The organism is Streptomyces canus, from assembly GCF_030816965.1.
Taxonomy (GTDB): domain Bacteria; phylum Actinomycetota; class Actinomycetes; order Streptomycetales; family Streptomycetaceae; genus Streptomyces; species Streptomyces canus_E.
The window spans coordinates 5,689,256-5,707,454 of sequence record NZ_JAUSYQ010000002.1; the positions used below are offsets into that span (position 1 = coordinate 5,689,256).

The following is an 18,199-nucleotide window of genomic DNA, read 5'->3' on the forward strand; positions in this document are numbered from 1 at the left end:
GGGTGTGTGGTGCGGCAGAGGGCACAGGGCCTGCTACGGCCGCGGGTTCGGCGCTCCCTCGGAGGGGTGCCTGCTACTTCGGCCAGCAGGAGAACAGCGTGATCAGTCGTTCGACGAGCTCCTCGCGGATCACACGCCACTCCCGGCCTCCGGCGCGTCGCGCTGCGGAGGCGCGGTCGTACTCCGCCTGGCCGACCTCGGGCAGACACGCGTACATCTGGAGCAGGGCCGACCCGTCGTCGGAGGGTGCCGAGTCGGTGTCCGCCGCCAGCAGGGCCCTGATGTCCTCGGCGGGCATGGAGCCGTCGATTCCGGAGCCGGGGATGCTCTTACTCATCTTCGGCAGGCCCCCGAGGCCCGGGATCATCTTGGTGTAGATGCCGGCCAGCCGGTCTGCGGGCAGACCCCAGCGTTCCGCCCCGCGCCGGGCGAGGGCGACGTACTTGTGCTCGTCGACGCCCAGGGACACCAGCACGTGCCGTCCTTCGCGCAGCAGGTGCACGAAGTCAGCGGCCATCAGCAACGTGGCCTGCTTCATGCCGTAGTTGAGGTGGTCGAAGACGCCGTGGTTGCGGTAGAGCCCGGCGAGGTCCTCCTCGGCCCAGTGGAAGTCGTCGTCGTCCAGATGGCGCGAGAGCAGGAACGCGGTGGCCATGACATCGGTCTCGCCCTCCTGCCGACGAAGTACACCGCGCCCCGGGTCGAAGCCGAGCCCAAGTGCGAACTCCTCGTACTGGTCGGCCAGGCGGCGCACCGCGTCCAGCGGCGTGCGACGCGCGTTGTAGGAGTCGAGGTCGCCCAGCACGATCTGCACGTCGAGTCCGCACTGCTGGAGCTTGACCGCGCGCAGCAGCTGGAAGAGGGTGCCGGCGTGCGGCGGGCCGCCGAGCCCGACGCCAGTGGTGACGATCGGCGGCCGACCCCCCGCGACGGCGTCCGCGAACTCCCGCGCACCGGTGTGGCACACCCACTTCGTGTGCAGGTCGCCGGGGCTCATCCCCGCGAGGGCGAAGTCGATGGTGCCGAGGCCAAGATGCTCGTACTGGTGCTGGTCGATGACGCTCTCGTAGTACGCGGTGTCGAACTTCATGCGATCCCCTCCAATTGAGGCTGCTCTCGTAGGGCGAAGGCCCGGCGGACCAGTGGCTCGAAGCCGTCGGCCAGTAGGTCCCCGATCACGGCGTTGCGGGGCGCGGCCACGCTGCCGAGGTCCGCGGTAACCGTTCCGTCGGCGAGGACCCAGACGCGGAACGGGTACGGGTCCTCGGGCTCCCGTGTGGGTTGGGCGAAGATCTCCACCGGGGCGACGGCACCGCGCACCCCGTCCACGGCCCGGACGAAGTCATCCCGCTCGAAGCCGTAGAGCTCCGCCTTGCCCGCGCTGGCACGGCCGATGGGCCGGTACTGGGAGATCAGCCAGTACTCGACCTCCGTGCGGTCAGCGATGCCGGCGACGAACTCCGCGAGCCGCGGCAGCTCCCGCACGGACGCGGCCGTGGTGAACGTGTTGAAGGCGAGTCGGCGCCGGTCGGCGACGAGGAACTCGACGTTGGACCGGAACCGTTCGAAGTAGCCCTGCCCGCGGAACCAGTCGGCCGAGTCCGCCTCCGGACCGTCGACGGCCAGGGAGTAGAGGGTCACGTGGTCGCGCACCCCCGCGTAACGGTCGCTCAGGAGCAGCCCGTTGGTGTGGAGATTGGTTTCGAAGCCGGCTTCCTGCGCGTGCCGGAGGGCGACCTCCAGGTGGTTGTCGTAGGGCATCACGGGGTCGCCGCCGGTGAACACGACCCGGTGGGCTTCGGACTCGGCGCGGACCTGGTCGATGACCCTCCGGACGGTGTCCGGGTCCGTCTTGACCCGGTTGCGCTCCCGATAGCAGAACCGGCACACACCCGGTGAGGCGCTGGTCGGTGCCAGGTCCCAGGCGTTGCAGTCGGTGTTGAGGACCAGGTGAACGATCGCGAGTTCGTCGTGCGTCAGCATGGGGCCTTCTCCTTGCTGCCAGGGCTGACCATGAGGGCTGTCGGGGAGACGGGCCGCAGGAGCGAGCGGAGCTTGTCCGGGGCGCCGCCGGTGAGGCGTACGAACTGCTGCAACGTGTCCAGACCCGCGCCGGCGTCGATGATCGTGAGTGCCGTGTCGATGCCGGATTGGACGGTGGGCACCGCCTCGGACATCACCATGAGCAAAGCCGCGTTGAGAGCGACCGCGTTCCGCGCCTGACTGGTGTCATGGCCTGCCAGTACGCGTATCGCGGCGGCGACGTTCTCCCGAGGGTCCTCGTGCTGGGTGACGGACATCAGGTCCTGCGGCATCGAGGACGCGCCCTTGCGTACCTCGTCGTTGAAGGTCAGGTCCTCGTCGCCGGCGTTGATGCGGCAGGCCCGCACGGTGCTTCCGGGGATCAGTTCGTCGACCTGGACCGCCTTGCCAAGGCTGGAGTTGATGACCGTCACGTCGGGCAGGCCGAGTCTGGAGAGCAGCCGGGCGGAAGCGCCGACCGCGGGGTGCGAGAGGCCGTACACGTAGGCGGGGCAGGTGACCGGGCTGAGGAGGGCGGGGAACGCCAGACTGAGGGCGTGCACGGCCTGGAACCTGCCGCCGTAGCGACGGTCGAACTCGGGCACGCGGTTCTCGATGGAGAAGAACCCGAAGCCGGTCTCCGCCGTGATGTCGACCATCTCCTGGTGCGGCACCGTGTCGCTCGTCGCCCCCACGAGGTCGATGAAGTCGCGGGAGCCGGTCTTCGACGACGCACTGCGCGATCCGAGCTTCGCGACGTGTGCTCCCCCGGTGGCCGCCACCAGCGCGGCGGCGGTACTGAGGTTGATCGTCTTGAAGGTCTTCTTCCCACTGCCTGTGTAGCCGACGAACCGCACACCTTCCGGCGGCTGATGGAAGTCCCAGCCGCTTCGGTCCAGGGCTGTCGCGGCCTGGACAGCGGCCTCGACCTCCTCCAGCCGTGGCCCCCGCAGGAGCAGTCCCGTCAGGACGCTTCCCAGCATCACGTCGCGCGTGTGGCCCTCCGGTAAGGCGAGGATGCGCGTGATCCCGTCGTGGACGTCCTGGGGCGGGATGTCGGCCGGTGAGTTGATCTTGTGGGCCAGCAATGGCGTTGTGACCGCCATGGCGTGGGCTCCTTCCGTCATGTGTCGGATGTGAGCAGGACCTTGAAGGGGCGATGGCGGGCTTCGTTGTTCAGGGCCGCCAGTCCCTGCAGCACTTCGCCGAGGGGGAATCGGTCCCGGGTCATGAGGGCGGCCCAGTCGCCGCCCTTGGCGATGGCGTCGATGGCGTCTCGGAAGTCGTCGTGGCCGTCCGCGCGGCAGTACGAGAAGGAGCCGCGCAGGGTGATCGAGCGACGGAAGACGTCCCGGAGGGGGACCGAGAGAACGACGCGGGGCGCGTAGGCGTTCTGGACGAGAACCGTTCCCCCGTCACGAACAGCCTTCAGTGCCTGGCGTATGGGGGCGTCGCTGTGACCAGACGCGGCGTCCACAACGGCGTCGCACGCCGGCAGCTCGGCAGAGTGGAGGGTGATGTGCTGGTCGAGGACGTAGCGCAGTTGATGCGACCGCGAGGGTTCCCTGACCAGCATGTGCACGTCCCACCCCGCCTCTGCCGCGCAGATGGCCGTGCACACCGCAAGGACGCCGCCCCCGATGATGCCGAGCCGCCCCATAGGCACACGTAGCCCGCAGCGGACTCCGTGCAGGGCCACCGCCATCGGATCGGCGAGCACTCCGTGCGCGGGATCGTGCAGGTGGCGAAGCGGGATGATGCTGTCGCGGGGCGCCCGTACGCAGCTGGCGAGACCTCCGGGAAGATCCCACCCGATGCGCTGGAGTCGTGGGCAGAGGTGGACATGGCCGCGGTCGCAGTAGTGGCACGAGCGGCAGGAGACCAGCGGGTCGATTGCGACCCATTCACCCGTCTCCGTGTCGACACCGACGATCTCGTGCCCGGGGTACCACGGTTCCGGCAACTGTCCTTGCCAAGGGTGATTGAGCTTCGCGACATCGCTTCCGCACAATCCCGTGAAGCGTGTCTCGACGAGCGTCGTGTCGCGTGCCGAGGACATGGCGACCGGAGCGGGGAGTCGGCAGAGGACCCCGTTCTCAACTGCCCACGCGTACGGGCCGGTCATTGCTGCCCCCATCTGTCCAGCAAGGTGGGGAGAGCTTCCACGTCGGGTATCGCCCTGCCGGACCAAGCGGTCTCGCCGAACGCGAGGCCACTCGGCCCGCCCCGACGCTCCACGCGCACGGCACGCATGCCGGCCCGCTCTGCGCCGGCAAGCTCGTCACCGCCGCCATCGCCGCAGTAGAGGGCCTGCTGCGGGGCAACACCGAGGTCTCGGAGGACCGCGCGGAAGAGCAGACGGTCGGGCTTCACCGCACCCGCCCGGCAGCTGAACACGACAGCGTCGAAGTGTGGCGCCAGGTCGCTTGCGCTCCACGCTTCGGCGATGTCCGGAGACGCGTCGCTGAGGACGGCCAGCCTGGTGCCACCGCGCCGAAGCTGCTCCAGCGCCTGCAGGAGAGAGGCATCGGCCTGGAGACGGACATGGGCGAGTCGGGCCAGGAGCACATCCAACTCATCCACACAGGCCGCAGAGGCGTCGCAGCGGGCGACCAGGTGAACCGCCACCTCGGTGGTGGACGCCATCTGCCCGTCGTGCCTCGCCTGCCAACTGTCGGACAGCACCGACTCGGCGACCGCCGGGGATACGCGCAGGATCGCAGCGAACTGGGCAGCGGCAGCCCTCCGCTCGACCACACTCGGGGCTGCGACGAGCGTGCCGAATAGATCGAGTATCACTGCGGTCGGGCGTGGAGCCGAAGCAGCAGAACTCCGCTGGGGTGAAGGGCCAAGCAGCACGTCGCCCACGGGATGTGTGGCGGGCGCGGACAGGCTCGTCGACATGGAGGTGCACGTCGGCGGATAGCGCATGGTGAGGCTCCATCGGTAGATCGGTGATCTCGTGCAGAACCGAACTCTCCGGCTGGCTGGACTGCGGCCAGATGACGCCTTCTCGGGCGTCCAACAGCAGAGGAAGGAGGAATGGACTGCCACCAGGTCGAGGCCGCGCTGAGCCGCCAGGGCCCGGTGAAGCCGTCGGCGCGCTCATAGCCGCAGCCCCGACAACAAGCCGGCGACCGACGCCGTGACGTCCTTCACGAACGGGCCGACGCTGTGGGTCCCGGCGAGATACAGACCGAAAACCGCGCACACAACGGCATGACCCGCCTTGAGCCCACCTCCGCGGCGCAAGAAGACGATCACGATGCCGAGGAGCAGCAGGACAGCAACATCGACAGCCACCGCGGAGCCCCCTTCGATCTCGGACGATTAGTGGAGACCGAGGCGGGTACTGGGACGACCGCGTCGGTGTGACCATGACAGCGGCTTGGAGCTGTGCGGAGTATCACAAGCCGTTCCTGAAGCTGCTCATCAGCAGCTCATGGCCGGGCGACCTGACTTTTCAACATCCGCTTACACATGGGTTCATGACAGGCAGACTTAGGCTCCGGATCATGACCAGGGATGGGCAGGCGGTAGGCGCGGTGGGTAAGAGTCGCCCGGGGTGGCGCCCGGACAAGCTGAGACAACAACGCGAAGCTCACGGCCTGACGCTCGAAGGCGCGGGCGAACAGCTGCGCGAGGTGGCCCGGGCCGCGGGGCTCACGGTGCCGGCCGCCAACTTTCAGACGCTGTGGCAGCACGAGCAGGGAGAGGTCTATCCCGGACCGCACTACCGTCGCGCGTACTGCCTTCTGTACCGCGCGACCGAGCCCGAGCTCGGCTTCCGTAACGCTCTGCCCGACGAGGCCACGAAGCTCAAGTTCACCGCGTCGAGCGAACCGCAGAACGGCGCCCACGTCCTGGCCGTGGAACGGGCGTTGCACCAGCTGGCGCCGAGTGCGGAGGACGCCGACGGCTTGGGTGTCCAGCAGCGAATCCTCGACGCTTGGAAGCGGCGTCACACCGGCGGTGATCCGAACCGGCCGACGCTGATGATGGTCGGAGGCTACGCGGGCAGCGGGAAGTCGGAGTTCGCCCGCTTCGTATCGCAACTCACTGGATGGCCTGTCCTCGACAAGGACCCGATCACGCGCCCGCTCGTCGAGCGCCTCCTTGTTGAAATGGGCAGCGAGCCCAACGACCGGCACACCGACCTCTACCGGGAGAAGGTCCGCCCGCTGGAGTACCAGTGCCTGCTGGAGACCGCGTACGCGAACGTCGACTGCGCGATCAGCACCGTCCTCTCCGCACCCTTCATCGCCGAGACCACAGACCCTCGGTGGATGCGGCGCCTGATCAACCGCTGCGAAGCCCGTGGCGTCACCGTCGCTGTCGTCTGGATTCAGTGCGACCTCGACACGATGCACGAGTACATCAGCTTCCGGTCCGCAGCCCGGGACAGCTGGAAACTCCAGAACTGGGACACGTACGCTGCCGGGATCGATCTTGAGCTGCGGCCTGTCGTGCCGCACTTGGTTGTCGACAACCGACTCGGCTCCGCGATATCGCTCACGGACCAGGTGCGCCAGGTCTTCGGGACGGTGTTCCAGTGAGGCAGGGCATCCTGCTGTACGGGCCGCCAGCAGCGGGCAAGGACACGATCACGGCGGCGCTCACCGAACTCGACGACCGGTACGTGCTGTTCACCCGGCTGAAGATCGGTACCGGGAAGACCAAGGGCTACCGGATGGGTAAGCCAGAACAGCTGACCGCCCTGGAGGCACGCGGCGACGTCATCTACCGCAACGACCGGTACGGCAACATCTACGTCGTCGACCGCCCCGGCCTCGATCAGGCCATGGAGGGCGGCAAGACCCCAGTCGTCCACCTCGGCCAGATGGCGGGGATGGAGCAGGTGACCGCCCTCTACCCGGCGCGCTGGGTGCGCGTTCTGCTGTGGTGCTCCAAGGAGACCACCGCTCGACGCTCACCACAGCGCGGTGACACCGACACGGCGGCCCGGCTGGCCGCGTGGGACGCCACTCAGGCCGATCTTGCGGCTCACCCGCGAGCCCAGTGGGAACTGCGCGTGGAGACGGACGCGACGGCACCCCATGAAACCGCACAGAGGATCGACGACATCGTCCGCACCACGCCACCTCGCTCCTGACGGCCAGGACGTCAGCGCCCCAGCGGACGCGACCTGCTCAACTCGGGTTGCCCGGGTCCCGCTCAAGGCGCAGAGCTTCCAGGGCCTCAGCGATGTCCAGCCGCTCGTCTCTGTTCCCGTCCCACCGGGCAAGCGTCGCGGCAGCCGCGTGCATAAGGGAGTCCGGCAGCCCGGCGTCGGCGAGAAGGGCCGCCGCGTCCTCAAGCTCTGGGCCCCAACGCCAGGCGCGGGCAGCGGTCTTGGGGATGTAGTCGGTCTCCACGAGGTAGCTGCGGGTGCGCTTGGCCGCGATCACCAGCAGTTCGTCCGCGACCCCGTACGTGTCCGCCGCCCCGTAGGCCACGGCAGCCAGCACCCGGGACACCTTCTGGTAGCTGGAGTACGCGAGCTTGAGTGCGGAGGCTTTGCCGATACTGTCGCCCAGGACGTGGGTCCGCACATCGGTGCCGGCGAAAAATTCGGCGACCCGGTCGGCCTGCTCGACGGCGCCGGAAAGGTAGAGCGTCGGGGACTTGCCGCCCACCGGAGGCGAACCGACCACCGCTGCATCGATGACCGGCATCGGGGCCAGGCGGTCGGCGATACTCACCACGCGCGACGGTGAGACGGCGTTCGCGTCGACATAGATCGTGCCCGCTTCGGACATGCCGAGCTCGGCTACCGGGCCGGCGGTCTCCTCCGCCGCGGCGGGAGGGCACAGTGAGAGCAGCACATCGGAGCGGGAGACAAGCTCGGGCAGCGCCGCGGCTTCGAGGCCCGCGCGCTCGGCCCGGTGGCGGGTTGTGTCGCTGCGTCCGTCGGGGCACCACAGCACGATGTGGCCTCTCGCGCGCAGCTGGGCGCCGAAGGCGGAGCCCATACTGCCGGGGTGCAACAGCCCAATGGTGCTCGTCATGCCGCGGTCCTTGTGTGGTCGACGGGGTGCAAAAGCAGCAGGTCGATGGCGGCGCGTGCATGCGGCACCACGTGGTCCGGCCTGGGATCGTCCGGCGGCCAGGAACGGCCGTTGCCGATCCAGATGGTGCGCAGTCCTGCGGAGCGTCCGCCGCCGATGTCGTTGACCGGGTTGTCCCCGACCATCCAGCCACCGTCGCCCAGTACGGTGCCGCAGCGGGACGCCGCCAGGGCGAAGTGCCGGGTCTGCGGCTTGCGCGCGTCAGCCTCCTCGGAGACGAAGACGCCGTCCACGCGCTCGGAGATACCGGTGGCCCGCAGCTTGGCGCGCTGGATATCCGCCGCACCGTTGGTCGCCACCCCCACCCGCCAGCCGGCCGCACGCAACTCCTCCAAGCCGTTGAGGACCCCGGCCTGGCACGACACCAAGGCCGCGATGTCCGTGCAGTACGTGTGCCACAACTCCGCAGTCGACACGGGCAGTCGGTACCGAGTGCGGATCGCCTCAAAAGTGGATGGATAGGCCCGCTCGGCCACCATGTCTAGGACGTTCGCCTGATCTTCGTCCTCCAGGCAGTGCTGGGCAGCGAACTCTGCGGCCCAGCCAGCGAGCGTTCCCCGCCGGTCCACGAGGGTGTTGTCGAGGTCGAAGAGAACGAGAGGCGGCTGCACATCCCGCACCTTAATGCGCGCCGGAAACCGCCCGTACTTTGAAGGTCGCCCACGTCATCGACGTCGCGTGGGGCGTCGAAGCCTTCATCGGCTTCCTCACCAACCACGGTTCGGGCGGAAGGACTGTTGGCGAAGCATGGGCGCGTGCCCGCGCATCCGGGCAGGATTTCGCCATCACGCGATCAGCCGTGCGTATCGTCCACGAGTGCCAGTAAGGTTCTGAGCATTTCTTGGTGCGATTTTCTTGGCGCGCGGCCCCGCGTGCCTCCGGAAGTGATGGGAAGCGTAGTGGCCACGACCACGTCCGTGCACGATGTCATCAGGGCGATCCGCCAGGGCTCGATCGGGAAGAACCGTGATCGCGGCACGCGCTTCGAGGAGCTGGTCCTCCAGTACCTGAGCACCGATCCTCAGTGGACCGAGCAGTTCAGCCGAGTATGGATGTGGACGGACTGGCCGGGAGCGGAGCACGACAAGCGTGACACGGGTATTGACCTGGTGGCACAGGACCGGGAGACCGGGGGCTTCTGCGCGATCCAGTGCAAGTTCTACGAGCCCCAGCACACCATTCAGAAGGACGACATCGACTCCTTCTTCACCGCCTCCGGCAAGGGTGGCTTCACCCGCCGCATGATCATCTCTACGACGGAGAAGTGGGGCGTCCATGCCGAGGCCGCGCTGGACGACCAGCAGATCCCCGTCACGCGCCTCGGCCTGTCCGACATCGCCAACAGCCCGGTGGAATGGCATCTGCCCGCGGTCGACGAGCCCATCGAGCTGACCCTCCAGAAGAAGAAGGAACCGCGAAAGCACCAGCGCGCGGCAATCGACGATGTCTTCACGGGCTTCGTAGACCACAACCGCGGCAAGCTGATCATGGCCTGCGGTACCGGCAAGACCTTTACCGGCCTGAAGATCGTGGAACGGCTCCAGAAGGAGCGCGCTGCTGCCGGCGAGGGCGAGCACACATCCGTCCTGTTCCTGGTGCCCTCCATCGCCCTGCTCTCGCAGACCCTGCGCGAGTGGTCCTTCGAGGCTGAGGTGTCGCTGCGAGCCTTCGCGGTGTGCTCGGACACCAAGGTCGGCAAGCAGCAGCCCAAGGGCGACGACAAGGACATGGCCACCCACGACCTGGCCCTGCCCGCTACCACCGACCCTGACCGCCTGATCCAGCAGATGGCCAGCGTGGAGGCGGCACCGGGACTGACCGTGGTGTTCTCCACCTACCAGTCCATCGCCACCGTCTCCGAGGCTCAGAAGAGGGGCCTGCCCCGCTTCGACCTCATCCTGTGTGACGAGGCCCATCGCACCACCGGCGTCACCCTGGCCGGACACGACGAGTCGGCATTCGTGCGGGTCCACGACGACGCGTACCTCGGTGCAGATCGCCGCCTCTACATGACGGCCACTCCACGGATCTACAACGAGGACACCAAGGCTGACGCCAAGAACGCCGAAGCCGTCCTGGCCTCGATGGACAACCAGCAGATGTTCGGCCCGGAGTTCCACCGCCTCGGCTTCGGCCAGGCCGTCGAGCAGGGACTGCTCACCGACTACAAGGTCCTCATCCTCACCATTGACGAGGGCGTAGTCGCCAAGACCCTCCAGCAGGGCATCGCTGGCGGATCCTCCGAGCTCAACCTCGATGATGCCGCGAAGATCATCGGCTGCTGGAACGCAATGGCCAAGCGCACCGGCACCTTCGCCGACGGCTCCGGCTTCGGAGAGGAGGAGGCCCCCATGAAGCGGGCAGTGGCCTTCGCCCGCTCCATCGCCGACTCCAAGTCGATCGCCGACCGCTTCAACGAGGTCGTCGACGCCTACGACGACGCCGACGACGACGTGCTGCACTGCGAGGTCGACCACGTCGACGGCACCTTCAATACCCTGCAGCGCAACCAGCTCCTTGACTGGCTCAAGCAAGACCCCGGGCAGAACCAGGCTCGCATCCTCTCCAACGCCCGCTGCCTCTCCGAAGGCGTCGACGTCCCGAGCCTGGACGCCGTCCTCTTTCTTCACCCCCGTAACTCGGTGGTCGACGTCGTCCAGTCCGTCGGCCGCGTGATGCGCTTGGCCCCCGGCAAGAACTACGGCTACATCATCCTGCCCGTCGCTATCCCCGCAGGTATGTCGCCGGAAGCGGCCCTCCAGAAGAACGAGCGCTTCAAGACGGTCTGGCAGGTCCTCCAGGCGCTGCGCGCGCACGACGACCGCTTCAACGCAACCGTCAACCAGATCGAGCTCAACAAGAACAAGCCCGACGACAAGATCGGCATCGGCAGCATCGGGCCCAACGACGAGACGATCGGCGACCAGGACGGCTCCAGCACCGCCGACAGCGCTCAGGCCGCCAAGGACAAGGAAGCCCAGAGCGCCCAGCACATCCAGGACGCCCTCTTCTCCGTCAGCGACTGGCGGGACGCCATCTACGCCCGCATCGTCGACAAGGTCGGCGAACGCCACTACTGGGAAGACTGGGCCAAGGACATCGCCCAGATCGCCGACCGCCACGTCACTCGCATCAAGGCCGCCCTGGCGATCCCCGAGAAGCAGGCCGCCTTCCAAGAGTTCGTCGGCGAGCTGCGCGCGACCATAAATCCCGGTGTCACCCACGACAGTGCCATCGACATGCTCGCCCAGCACATCGTCACCAAGCCGGTCTTCGATGCTCTGTTCAAGGACTACGGCTTCGCCGAGCACAACCCGGTCTCGAAGGCAATGCAGCGGATGCTCGATACCCTCGACGACCAGGGCCTGGATGCCGAGGCCAAGACCCTGGAGGGCTTCTACAACTCGGTCAAGGTTCGGGCCGAGGGCATCGACAATCACGAGGGTCGGCAGCGCGTCATTGTCGAGCTATACGACAAGTTCTTTAAGACCGCTCTGCCGAAGACCGCTGATGCTCTCGGCATCGTCTACACCCCCATCGAGGTCGTCGACTTCATCATCCGCGCCACCGAACAGGCCGTGGCCAGGCACCTCGGCCGCTCCCTGTCGGACGAGGGCGTCCAGATCATCGACCCCTTCGTCGGCACTGGAACATTCCCCGTACGCCTCCTTCAATCCGGCCTTATCAAGCCGGAAGATCTGCTGCGCAAGTACACGAGCGAGCTGCACGCTAACGAGATCGTGCTCCTCGCGTACTACATCGCCGCGGTCAACATCGAGGCCGCATTCCACGACCTCGCAGGCGGTGACTACCAGCCCTTCGAAGGCATCGTCCTCACCGACACGTTCCAGCTCGCCGAGGGCACGGCGAAGCTCGATGGAATGGACGTCCTGGAGGGCAACAGCGAGCGAGCGAAAAAACAGCAGAAGCAGGACATCACTGTTGTCGTCGGTAACCCGCCATACTCGGTGGGCCAGGACAGCCAGAACGACAACAATCAGAACCTGAAGTACGCGGTCCTGGACGCGCGCATCCAGCAGACCTACGCTGCCCTATCAACCGCCACGAACAAGAACTCCCTTTACGACTCGTATATCCGTGCCATCCGCTGGGCCTCCGACCGCGTCAAGGATGAGGGTGTCGTCGCCTACGTTTCCAACGGCGGCTATATCGATGGCAACACCGCAGACGGCCTCCGCAAGTCGCTGGCCGACGAATTCGACGTGATCTACTGTTACAACCTTCGCGGCAACCAGCGCACCTCCGGTGAGCTTTCTCGTAGGGAGGGCGGCAAGATCTTCGACTCCGGCAGTCGGAACACCGTCGCCGTCCTGATCCTGGTCAAAGGCGCCAAGAGTATGACGAGTTCCGATGCGGCCGCAGGTTGCACGCTGTACTACCGGGACATCGGGGATTATCTCAGCCGTACGGAAAAACTCAACATCGTCGGCTCTCAGTCCCTCGAAACTGTGGACTGGCAGCAGATCGCTCCGAACGCTGCCGGCGATTGGGTCAATCAGCGGGACGAACGCTTTGCCAACTTCCAGCCACTCGGTGATAAGTCCCGCGTTACTACGTCCATTCCGCTCTTCGAGACGTACTCCGCGGGGTTGCAGACGAACCGTGATGCATGGGTTTATAACTATTCGGTCACGCGGCTGCGTGAAAACGTCGAGTCGATGATTGACTTTTACAACTCGCAGGTGAACGACTTTACTGCGTACTGCGAAAAGCGAGGCGTAATCAAGCCGCGCGATCATGTCGATGGGTTCATCGACCTGAACCCTAAAAAGATTAGTTGGTCACGGAGCCTCAAGGGCTATCTGGCTAAGCGAGAGAAGGTCGAGTTCGAACCAGCAAAGCTCACCCGCTCCGTCTACCGTCCGTTCATGAAGGCGTGCGTCTACTTCGACCGCCATCTGAACCATGAACGGTCCCAGCTTCCCCGGCTGTTCCCCACGCCGGCGCACACCAACCTCGGCTTCTACGTCAATGGGTTCCATGCCACGGCTGAGTTCGCGCTCCTGGCCGTAGATCTCATTCCGTGCCTCGATGTCTTCGGTAAGGGGGGCTACTTTTTCACTCGTTACTCGTATCGCGAACTTGGCACGGACGGCGACCTCTTCTCCACTTTCGAGGAAGGAGATCGGTACGAGCGTGTCGACAACATCACTGACGCGGCTCTCCGTGACTACCGGAATACGTTTGACGACACCAGCATCACCAAGGACGATGTCTTCTACTACGCCTACGGCCTGCTCCACTCCCCGGAGTACCGCGATCGCTTCGCAGCTGATTTGAAGAAGGCTCTCCCGCGTGTCCCCAAGGTCCGTGACTTCCGGGCGTTCGCCGATGCCGGCCGCAAGCTCGCCGACCTGCACATCAACTACGAGCAGGCCGAGTTGTACGGAGGCATCGTCGAGAAGGTCGCCGGTGACGCATCCGGCACCCCGCCTCGTGAGCTGTACCGGGTCGCCAAGATGAAGATCCCCAAGGTGAAGGGGCAACCGGACCGTTCGACGATCGTCTACAACCACCGAGTGACCCTCACCAACATCCCGGAGGAGGCGTACCGTTACCAGCTCGGCGCTCGCTCCGCGATCGAGTGGATCATCGACCGGTACCAAGTCAAGGTCGACAGGGATTCGGAGATCGTCAACGATCCCAACGACTGGTCTGACGACCCGCGCTACATCATCGACCTCCTCAAGCGGATCGTCACGGTCAGCCTGGAGACGATGAAGATCGTGGATGGACTGCCCTCACTGGACATCATCGAGTAGGGCGTGGTCCGGGCCAGCGCTATCTGGCTTGCCCGGACCACCGTTCTGCGTGAGCGATGCGTGAGCGGACGGGACGGCACACGCTGGATTGAGCGTCACATCGGCGAGGCCGGCAAGTATCTGACCAGGCAAAACCGGATCGAGCACGATCACGGATCATCACCCGTCACGATCTTGCAGGCCCTCGTAATGCGTAGGTCTCGGGTTCGAATCCCGAAGGCGGCTCCATGATGAACCCCAGGTCGGGCCTTTGACCTGGGGTTTCTTGTTTCGGGTGACCTTGGAATATCGGCAAATCGGGCACCTGCGGTCTGTGCATCGTAATGCGTAGGTCGGAGGTGTGGTTTCCGTGACCGTATGGATGACCTCAGCCTCTGAGCTGGGCTTTTACTCATCCAGGAAGGGCGAGTCAGGTATACGCAATGGGTTTCGGTGGACAACCGGTGGACAGGCGTGCGTGACCCTCCATCAGGGGCCTGTCGTTACCCCTGGGTCGGCGGGTGAAATGCGGCCATCTTCGACACTTGGAGACCATCTCCCACAGCGCGGCCAGGATCCCGGCAACGAGCAGCAGGCCCACGACCGTCCCCACGGGCGAGCAGCCGCCGCCTCCGACGGCCGCGGGCACGAAGATGTCCTCGTCCCTGCGGCCAGGTCCCCGCTTGCCGCACGTGGAGCACCCCTTGGCACCGTATCCGTCGCAGGCCGCGGGTCTGGTTGCCTGTCGGCAGAAGGACAGGCTGACCGTGTTCTATTAGCGGGAAGCCGCACGTGGCGGCGCGGCCGACCTCGCCCAGCCGGCCAGCCGGCTGAATTGTGTTCGACGGAGCCGGTGGCCGGTCGATGCCGCCGCCAGCGGCGGCAATTCGCCACCTGACAACCGCTGACCAGCGACCTACCGTCTACCCGCCGCGGAGGCGAGCACGTCGGCCGGGTGGGGTGTGGCGGGGTTCGACGCGATCGCGCGGGACTCGCGGACCGGCTCCGCGCGATGTGCGAGCGGCTGCCGCGCGCTGCCTGACGACTGGTCAGTGGTCTGCGTTGGATGCGGCTGCGAGCTGTGCAGTGTCGTCGGTGCGTTCCTTGGCTCCCGGTCGTGGCGGGTCCTCGAGCGGCTGCTGGCGGCGCGTTCCGCCCCGAGGGCGGCGGACCGATGTGCGCTCTTTTGGGAGAAGGCGAGGGCGCTCATGTTCGATCCCTGTGCTGTGGTGCTCACAGGCGCGTGCGCTCGGGCCTCTCAGAAGCGGGCGACTGTCACAGTAGCCGCGCAGCGGTGTCACAGGAGCCGGTCGGAGGTGATGGGCGGCCATTACGCGGGACTGGCCTGGACAGCAGGGGCCTGCCCGTGGTGCCGGTGGCCGGCGAGCCCGGCGGCCCGTGTCCGCCACCGCTTCGGCATGGATGAGGCCCAAGGCCGGTTGCGGGCCGGTCGTGGGCCGGGCCTGTCGGCCCGGCCCACGACCGGTGAGGGGGAAACGCCTCGCCGCTACTTGACGGTGGCCTTGCTCTGCACGATGAACGCCGAGCCCGAGGCCGGCTTGACCGTGGTGGAGGTCGTGGTCACCGTGGCGTTGCGCACGGTCAGCCCGGTCTTCGCGCTGATCGACACCGAGGACAGGGTCAGGCCGGTGATCGGCTGCTCCGGCACGCCTATGATCTGCCCGGCCGTGTCGGCGCCGGTCGCGGTGACGTTGGCGATGGTGATGTCGTGGTAGTGCGGCGTGGTGCTGGTGATCGCCTGCGCGGCGTCGCCGTCCGCGGGCACCCGCGGGTAGTACCCGGTGATCAGGATCGGGGTCCTGACATCGGTCATCGTGAGGTTCCTGTACGTGACGTCGTGGACGTTGCCGCCACGGCCCCGCGCGGTCTTGATCCGGACGCCGGCGCTGGTGCCGGTCAGGGTGTTGTCGTGGATGTCGATGTCGTAGATGCCGCCGCCCGTGAAGCTGCCGATGGAGAGTCCATGGCCGTGCAGGATCACGCAGTTGCTCAGCGAGATGTCGTGGGACGCGCCCGCCGACGAGGAGGCGATGGCGATGTCGTCGTCCCCGTTGTCGATCGTGCTGTTGGTCACCGCGACGCCCGAGGATGACCACACGTCGATTCCATCGGTGTTGGGTGCGTCCGACGGCGCCGAGATCGTGATCCTGTCGACGGCGGCCGTCGTCACCTTGTTGAGGGTGATGTGCACGTTCGGGGCGTTCTTCAGCGTGATCCCGGTGATCTTCACGTTCGAGGTGTCGCTGGCGAGAATCAGGCCGGGGCGGGACGGCTGGGTCTGGCCTGCCTTGATCGCCGCCCAGGTCTTGGCCCACCACGGGGCGCCCTGGCCGTCGATCGTGCCCGCACCGCTGATGGTGAGGTTCCTCACCCCGGACGCTCCCAGCAGCGGAGACCTCTTGGCACCCGACAGGGGGTAGTCCTCCGGGTTCTGTGAGGCGAGCAGGGTCGCTCCGGAGTCGATCGTGAAGGTGAGGTCGCCGGCCAGGGTCAGTGCGCCAGAGAGGTACCGGCCGCTGGTCAGTTCCACCGTGCCCTTGCCCGCGCAGGCGTTGATCGCCTTCTGCAGGGCCGCGGTGTCCTTCGTCCTGCCGTCGCCCTTCGCCCCGTAACTGGTGGGCTTGCAGACCGTGCCGGTGGCCGGGCTCGTCGTCGTGGTGGTCATCGGGTTCCAGCCGTCCGACCCTGCCAGGTACTTCGCCGGGGTGTAGGCCGCCGCCTTGGAGTCGCTCAGCTGCGGCCGATCGGAGTTGACCGTCGCTCCGGGCCCGGTGTTCTTGTACTCGCTGAACCGGGCCTTCCTCCACAGGGAGGTGGACATGTCGGTCCAGGGCCGGCCGGTGTCGACCGACGACCCGATGGTGGACTCGCGGTAGAGCACCTGCGCGTCCTGACGCCACGGGCGACCGAGATTGCTCTTCCGGCCGGTCGAGTCCCCGGTGATGTTCGACCTGTAGAAGAGGAACCCGTAGGCGCGTGTCGCCGGGGTGCTGGCCGCGGTGATGACACCACCGTTGCCCAACTGGTGGATCTCGGACTGGTCGAAGACCGCGATTCCGCCGCCGTAGATGAAGTCGACGGTGCCTTCCACGTAGGACTTACGTACATAGGCCCGCGCCGCTTCATTGACCAGGAGGGTGTCCTGGTGGCCGAGGAGCCGCACGTTCGTGAGGACCGCGCGGTCCCCGGACAGGCTCAGCGCCAGCGCCTGGCTCGTGGTGACCGTGTTGTCGTAGTCGTTGGACATGGTCAGATTCGAGGCCGAGAAGTCGTGGCCGTCGACGCGCACGGTCGCGCTGCCGAAGGTCCCGTACGTCGTCCCGTCCGGCTTCTTGACGCTCGCCCCGTGGTTCTCGACGATCACGACGTCGGAGGCGGCGGACCCGAGGCCCTTCAGCGTCACGTAGGGCTTGGTGCTCGGGATGGTGACGACGCCCCGGTAGATGCCCTTCTTGATGGCGACGGTCACCGGCTTGGTGTTGTTCACCGGGACCTTGTCGATCGCCGCCTGCACCGTTTTGACGTCACCGGAACCGTCAGCGGCCACCGTGATCGTCGTGCCGGAGGCCGCGGTCGTGGGCGATGCGGTGGCCGTCGGGGCCGAGCCGCCGGTGACCGGGGTCAGCTTCCAGCGCTTGTTGCTGTTGGTGGTGCAGGTCTCCTGGATGACGGCCGCGCCGGACGCGGTGCTCGCCTTCGCGTCGCTGACGCACAGACCGCTGTTGACATTGACGATCTGGAAGGTGTCGTCCCGCGCCGCCTTCAGCGTCCACAACTGGTTGGCGTGATCGGTCCCGCAGCCCCACTGCTGCAGCCGGGTCCCGCTGGCGGTGGAGGCGCCCGGGACGTCGAGGCACATCTTGCTGGCGGCTGACGTGATGTTGAACTTGCCCGATCCCCGATCGACCAGGGTCCACTGCTGGTTGCTCTGCCCCTGGCTGCAACCCCACTGCTGGACCAGCCCGCCGCTGGACGCACTGCCCCCGACCAGATCCATGCACAGCCCGCTCTTGGCGACCGCGAGGTTGTAGGTGCCGGCCTTCACACCGGCCGCCGAGTCACCTGATCCCGCTCCGACGGTGGCAGCCGCCGCGAAACCGACTCCCGCGAGGACGAGAGCGGCTACGCCACCCACCGCCGCGACGGGCCATCGGGTTCGTCTGCCCCGCTTGTGCCGACTGAGGTTCATGCCAGTCCCTTCTCCGTTTGCCACTACGGAGACGGACCACCTCAGCGACCCATAACGCTTTCAGGGCAACGAATTTCGCGTGGACTCCCCGCCCAACCCGACGTGGTCCCTCCGGTTGGCCCCTCTGCCGGCCCGTG

General features: G+C 66.7%; 12 protein-coding genes. 3 read left to right on the top strand and 9 right to left on the bottom strand.

Annotation, left to right across the window (positions count from 1 at the left end; genetic code table 11):
• Positions 1-73: 73 nt before the first annotated feature.
• From QF027_RS27240 to QF027_RS27265, 6 genes are all read right to left on the bottom strand, one after another.
• The gene (locus QF027_RS27240; protein WP_307077666.1) at positions 74-1,090 is read right to left on the bottom strand and encodes a hypothetical protein; all 1,017 of its coding nucleotides are present in this window, start codon (positions 1,088-1,090) and stop codon (positions 74-76) included.
• The gene (locus tag QF027_RS27245; protein WP_307077668.1) at positions 1,087-1,983 is read right to left on the bottom strand and encodes a radical SAM protein; all 897 of its coding nucleotides are present in this window, start codon (positions 1,981-1,983) and stop codon (positions 1,087-1,089) included. The genes QF027_RS27240 and QF027_RS27245 overlap by 4 nt, the downstream gene beginning before the upstream one ends.
• Positions 1,977-3,128, bottom strand: coding sequence for a hypothetical protein (locus QF027_RS27250; RefSeq protein WP_307077670.1), 1,152 nt, complete (start codon positions 3,126-3,128; stop codon positions 1,977-1,979). Before QF027_RS27250 ends, QF027_RS27245 begins: the two co-directional genes overlap by 7 nt.
• A gap of 17 nt (positions 3,129-3,145) precedes the next feature.
• Entirely contained in the window at positions 3,146-4,159 is a 1,014-nt protein-coding gene (locus tag QF027_RS27255; protein WP_307077672.1) for an alcohol dehydrogenase catalytic domain-containing protein, read from the bottom strand.
• The gene (locus QF027_RS27260) at positions 4,144-4,953 is read right to left on the bottom strand and encodes an HAD family hydrolase (RefSeq protein ID WP_307077674.1); all 810 of its coding nucleotides are present in this window, start codon (positions 4,951-4,953) and stop codon (positions 4,144-4,146) included. Before QF027_RS27260 ends, QF027_RS27255 begins: the two co-directional genes overlap by 16 nt.
• 174 nt (positions 4,954-5,127) lie before the next feature.
• Complete coding sequence (locus QF027_RS27265) at positions 5,128-5,325, bottom strand: hypothetical protein (protein ID WP_307077676.1); 198 nt, start codon at positions 5,323-5,325, stop codon at positions 5,128-5,130.
• Between the two features lie 212 nt (positions 5,326-5,537).
• Between QF027_RS27265 and QF027_RS27270 the strand changes: the two genes are divergently transcribed.
• On the top strand, positions 5,538-6,578 hold the full coding sequence (locus QF027_RS27270; protein ID WP_031037661.1) for an AAA family ATPase: 1,041 nt from the start codon (positions 5,538-5,540) through the stop codon (positions 6,576-6,578).
• Positions 6,575-7,135: a phosphotransferase-like protein gene (locus tag QF027_RS27275; RefSeq protein WP_307077678.1), complete on the top strand. Its 561-nt coding sequence runs from the start codon at positions 6,575-6,577 to the stop codon at positions 7,133-7,135. Before QF027_RS27270 ends, QF027_RS27275 begins: the two co-directional genes overlap by 4 nt.
• A gap of 37 nt (positions 7,136-7,172) precedes the next feature.
• Here the strand turns inward: QF027_RS27275 and QF027_RS27280 are convergent, their stop codons facing one another.
• Positions 7,173-8,030, bottom strand: a complete 858-nt coding sequence (locus tag QF027_RS27280; RefSeq protein ID WP_307077680.1) for an NAD(P)-dependent oxidoreductase — start codon at positions 8,028-8,030, stop codon at positions 7,173-7,175.
• Entirely contained in the window at positions 8,027-8,701 is a 675-nt protein-coding gene (locus tag QF027_RS27285) for an HAD family hydrolase (protein WP_307077682.1), read from the bottom strand. The genes QF027_RS27280 and QF027_RS27285 overlap by 4 nt, the downstream gene beginning before the upstream one ends.
• A 306-nt stretch (positions 8,702-9,007) precedes the next feature.
• On the opposite strand from QF027_RS27285, the gene QF027_RS27290 reads away from it, so the two are divergent.
• Entirely contained in the window at positions 9,008-13,873 is a 4,866-nt protein-coding gene (locus QF027_RS27290) for a DEAD/DEAH box helicase (protein ID WP_307077684.1), read from the top strand.
• 1,486 nt (positions 13,874-15,359) lie between these two features.
• Here the strand turns inward: QF027_RS27290 and QF027_RS27295 are convergent.
• Positions 15,360-18,062, bottom strand: a complete 2,703-nt coding sequence (locus QF027_RS27295; RefSeq protein ID WP_307077686.1) for a pectinesterase family protein — start codon at positions 18,060-18,062, stop codon at positions 15,360-15,362.
• Positions 18,063-18,199 lie beyond the last annotated feature (137 nt).

Coding starts and splice junctions, on each gene's coding strand:
- QF027_RS27250 (WP_307077670.1), bottom strand. CDS start 3,128: ATGGCGGTCACAACGCCATTGCTGGCCCACAAGATCAACTCACCGGCC.
- QF027_RS27255 (WP_307077672.1), bottom strand. CDS start 4,159: ATGGGGGCAGCAATGACCGGCCCGTACGCGTGGGCAGTTGAGAACGGG.
- QF027_RS27280 (WP_307077680.1), bottom strand. CDS start 8,030: ATGACGAGCACCATTGGGCTGTTGCACCCCGGCAGTATGGGCTCCGCC.
- QF027_RS27260 (WP_307077674.1), bottom strand. CDS start 4,953: ATGCGCTATCCGCCGACGTGCACCTCCATGTCGACGAGCCTGTCCGCG.
- QF027_RS27240 (WP_307077666.1), bottom strand. CDS start 1,090: ATGAAGTTCGACACCGCGTACTACGAGAGCGTCATCGACCAGCACCAG.
- QF027_RS27270 (WP_031037661.1), top strand. CDS start 5,538: ATGACCAGGGATGGGCAGGCGGTAGGCGCGGTGGGTAAGAGTCGCCCG.
- QF027_RS27245 (WP_307077668.1), bottom strand. CDS start 1,983: ATGCTGACGCACGACGAACTCGCGATCGTTCACCTGGTCCTCAACACC.
- QF027_RS27295 (WP_307077686.1), bottom strand. CDS start 18,062: ATGAACCTCAGTCGGCACAAGCGGGGCAGACGAACCCGATGGCCCGTC.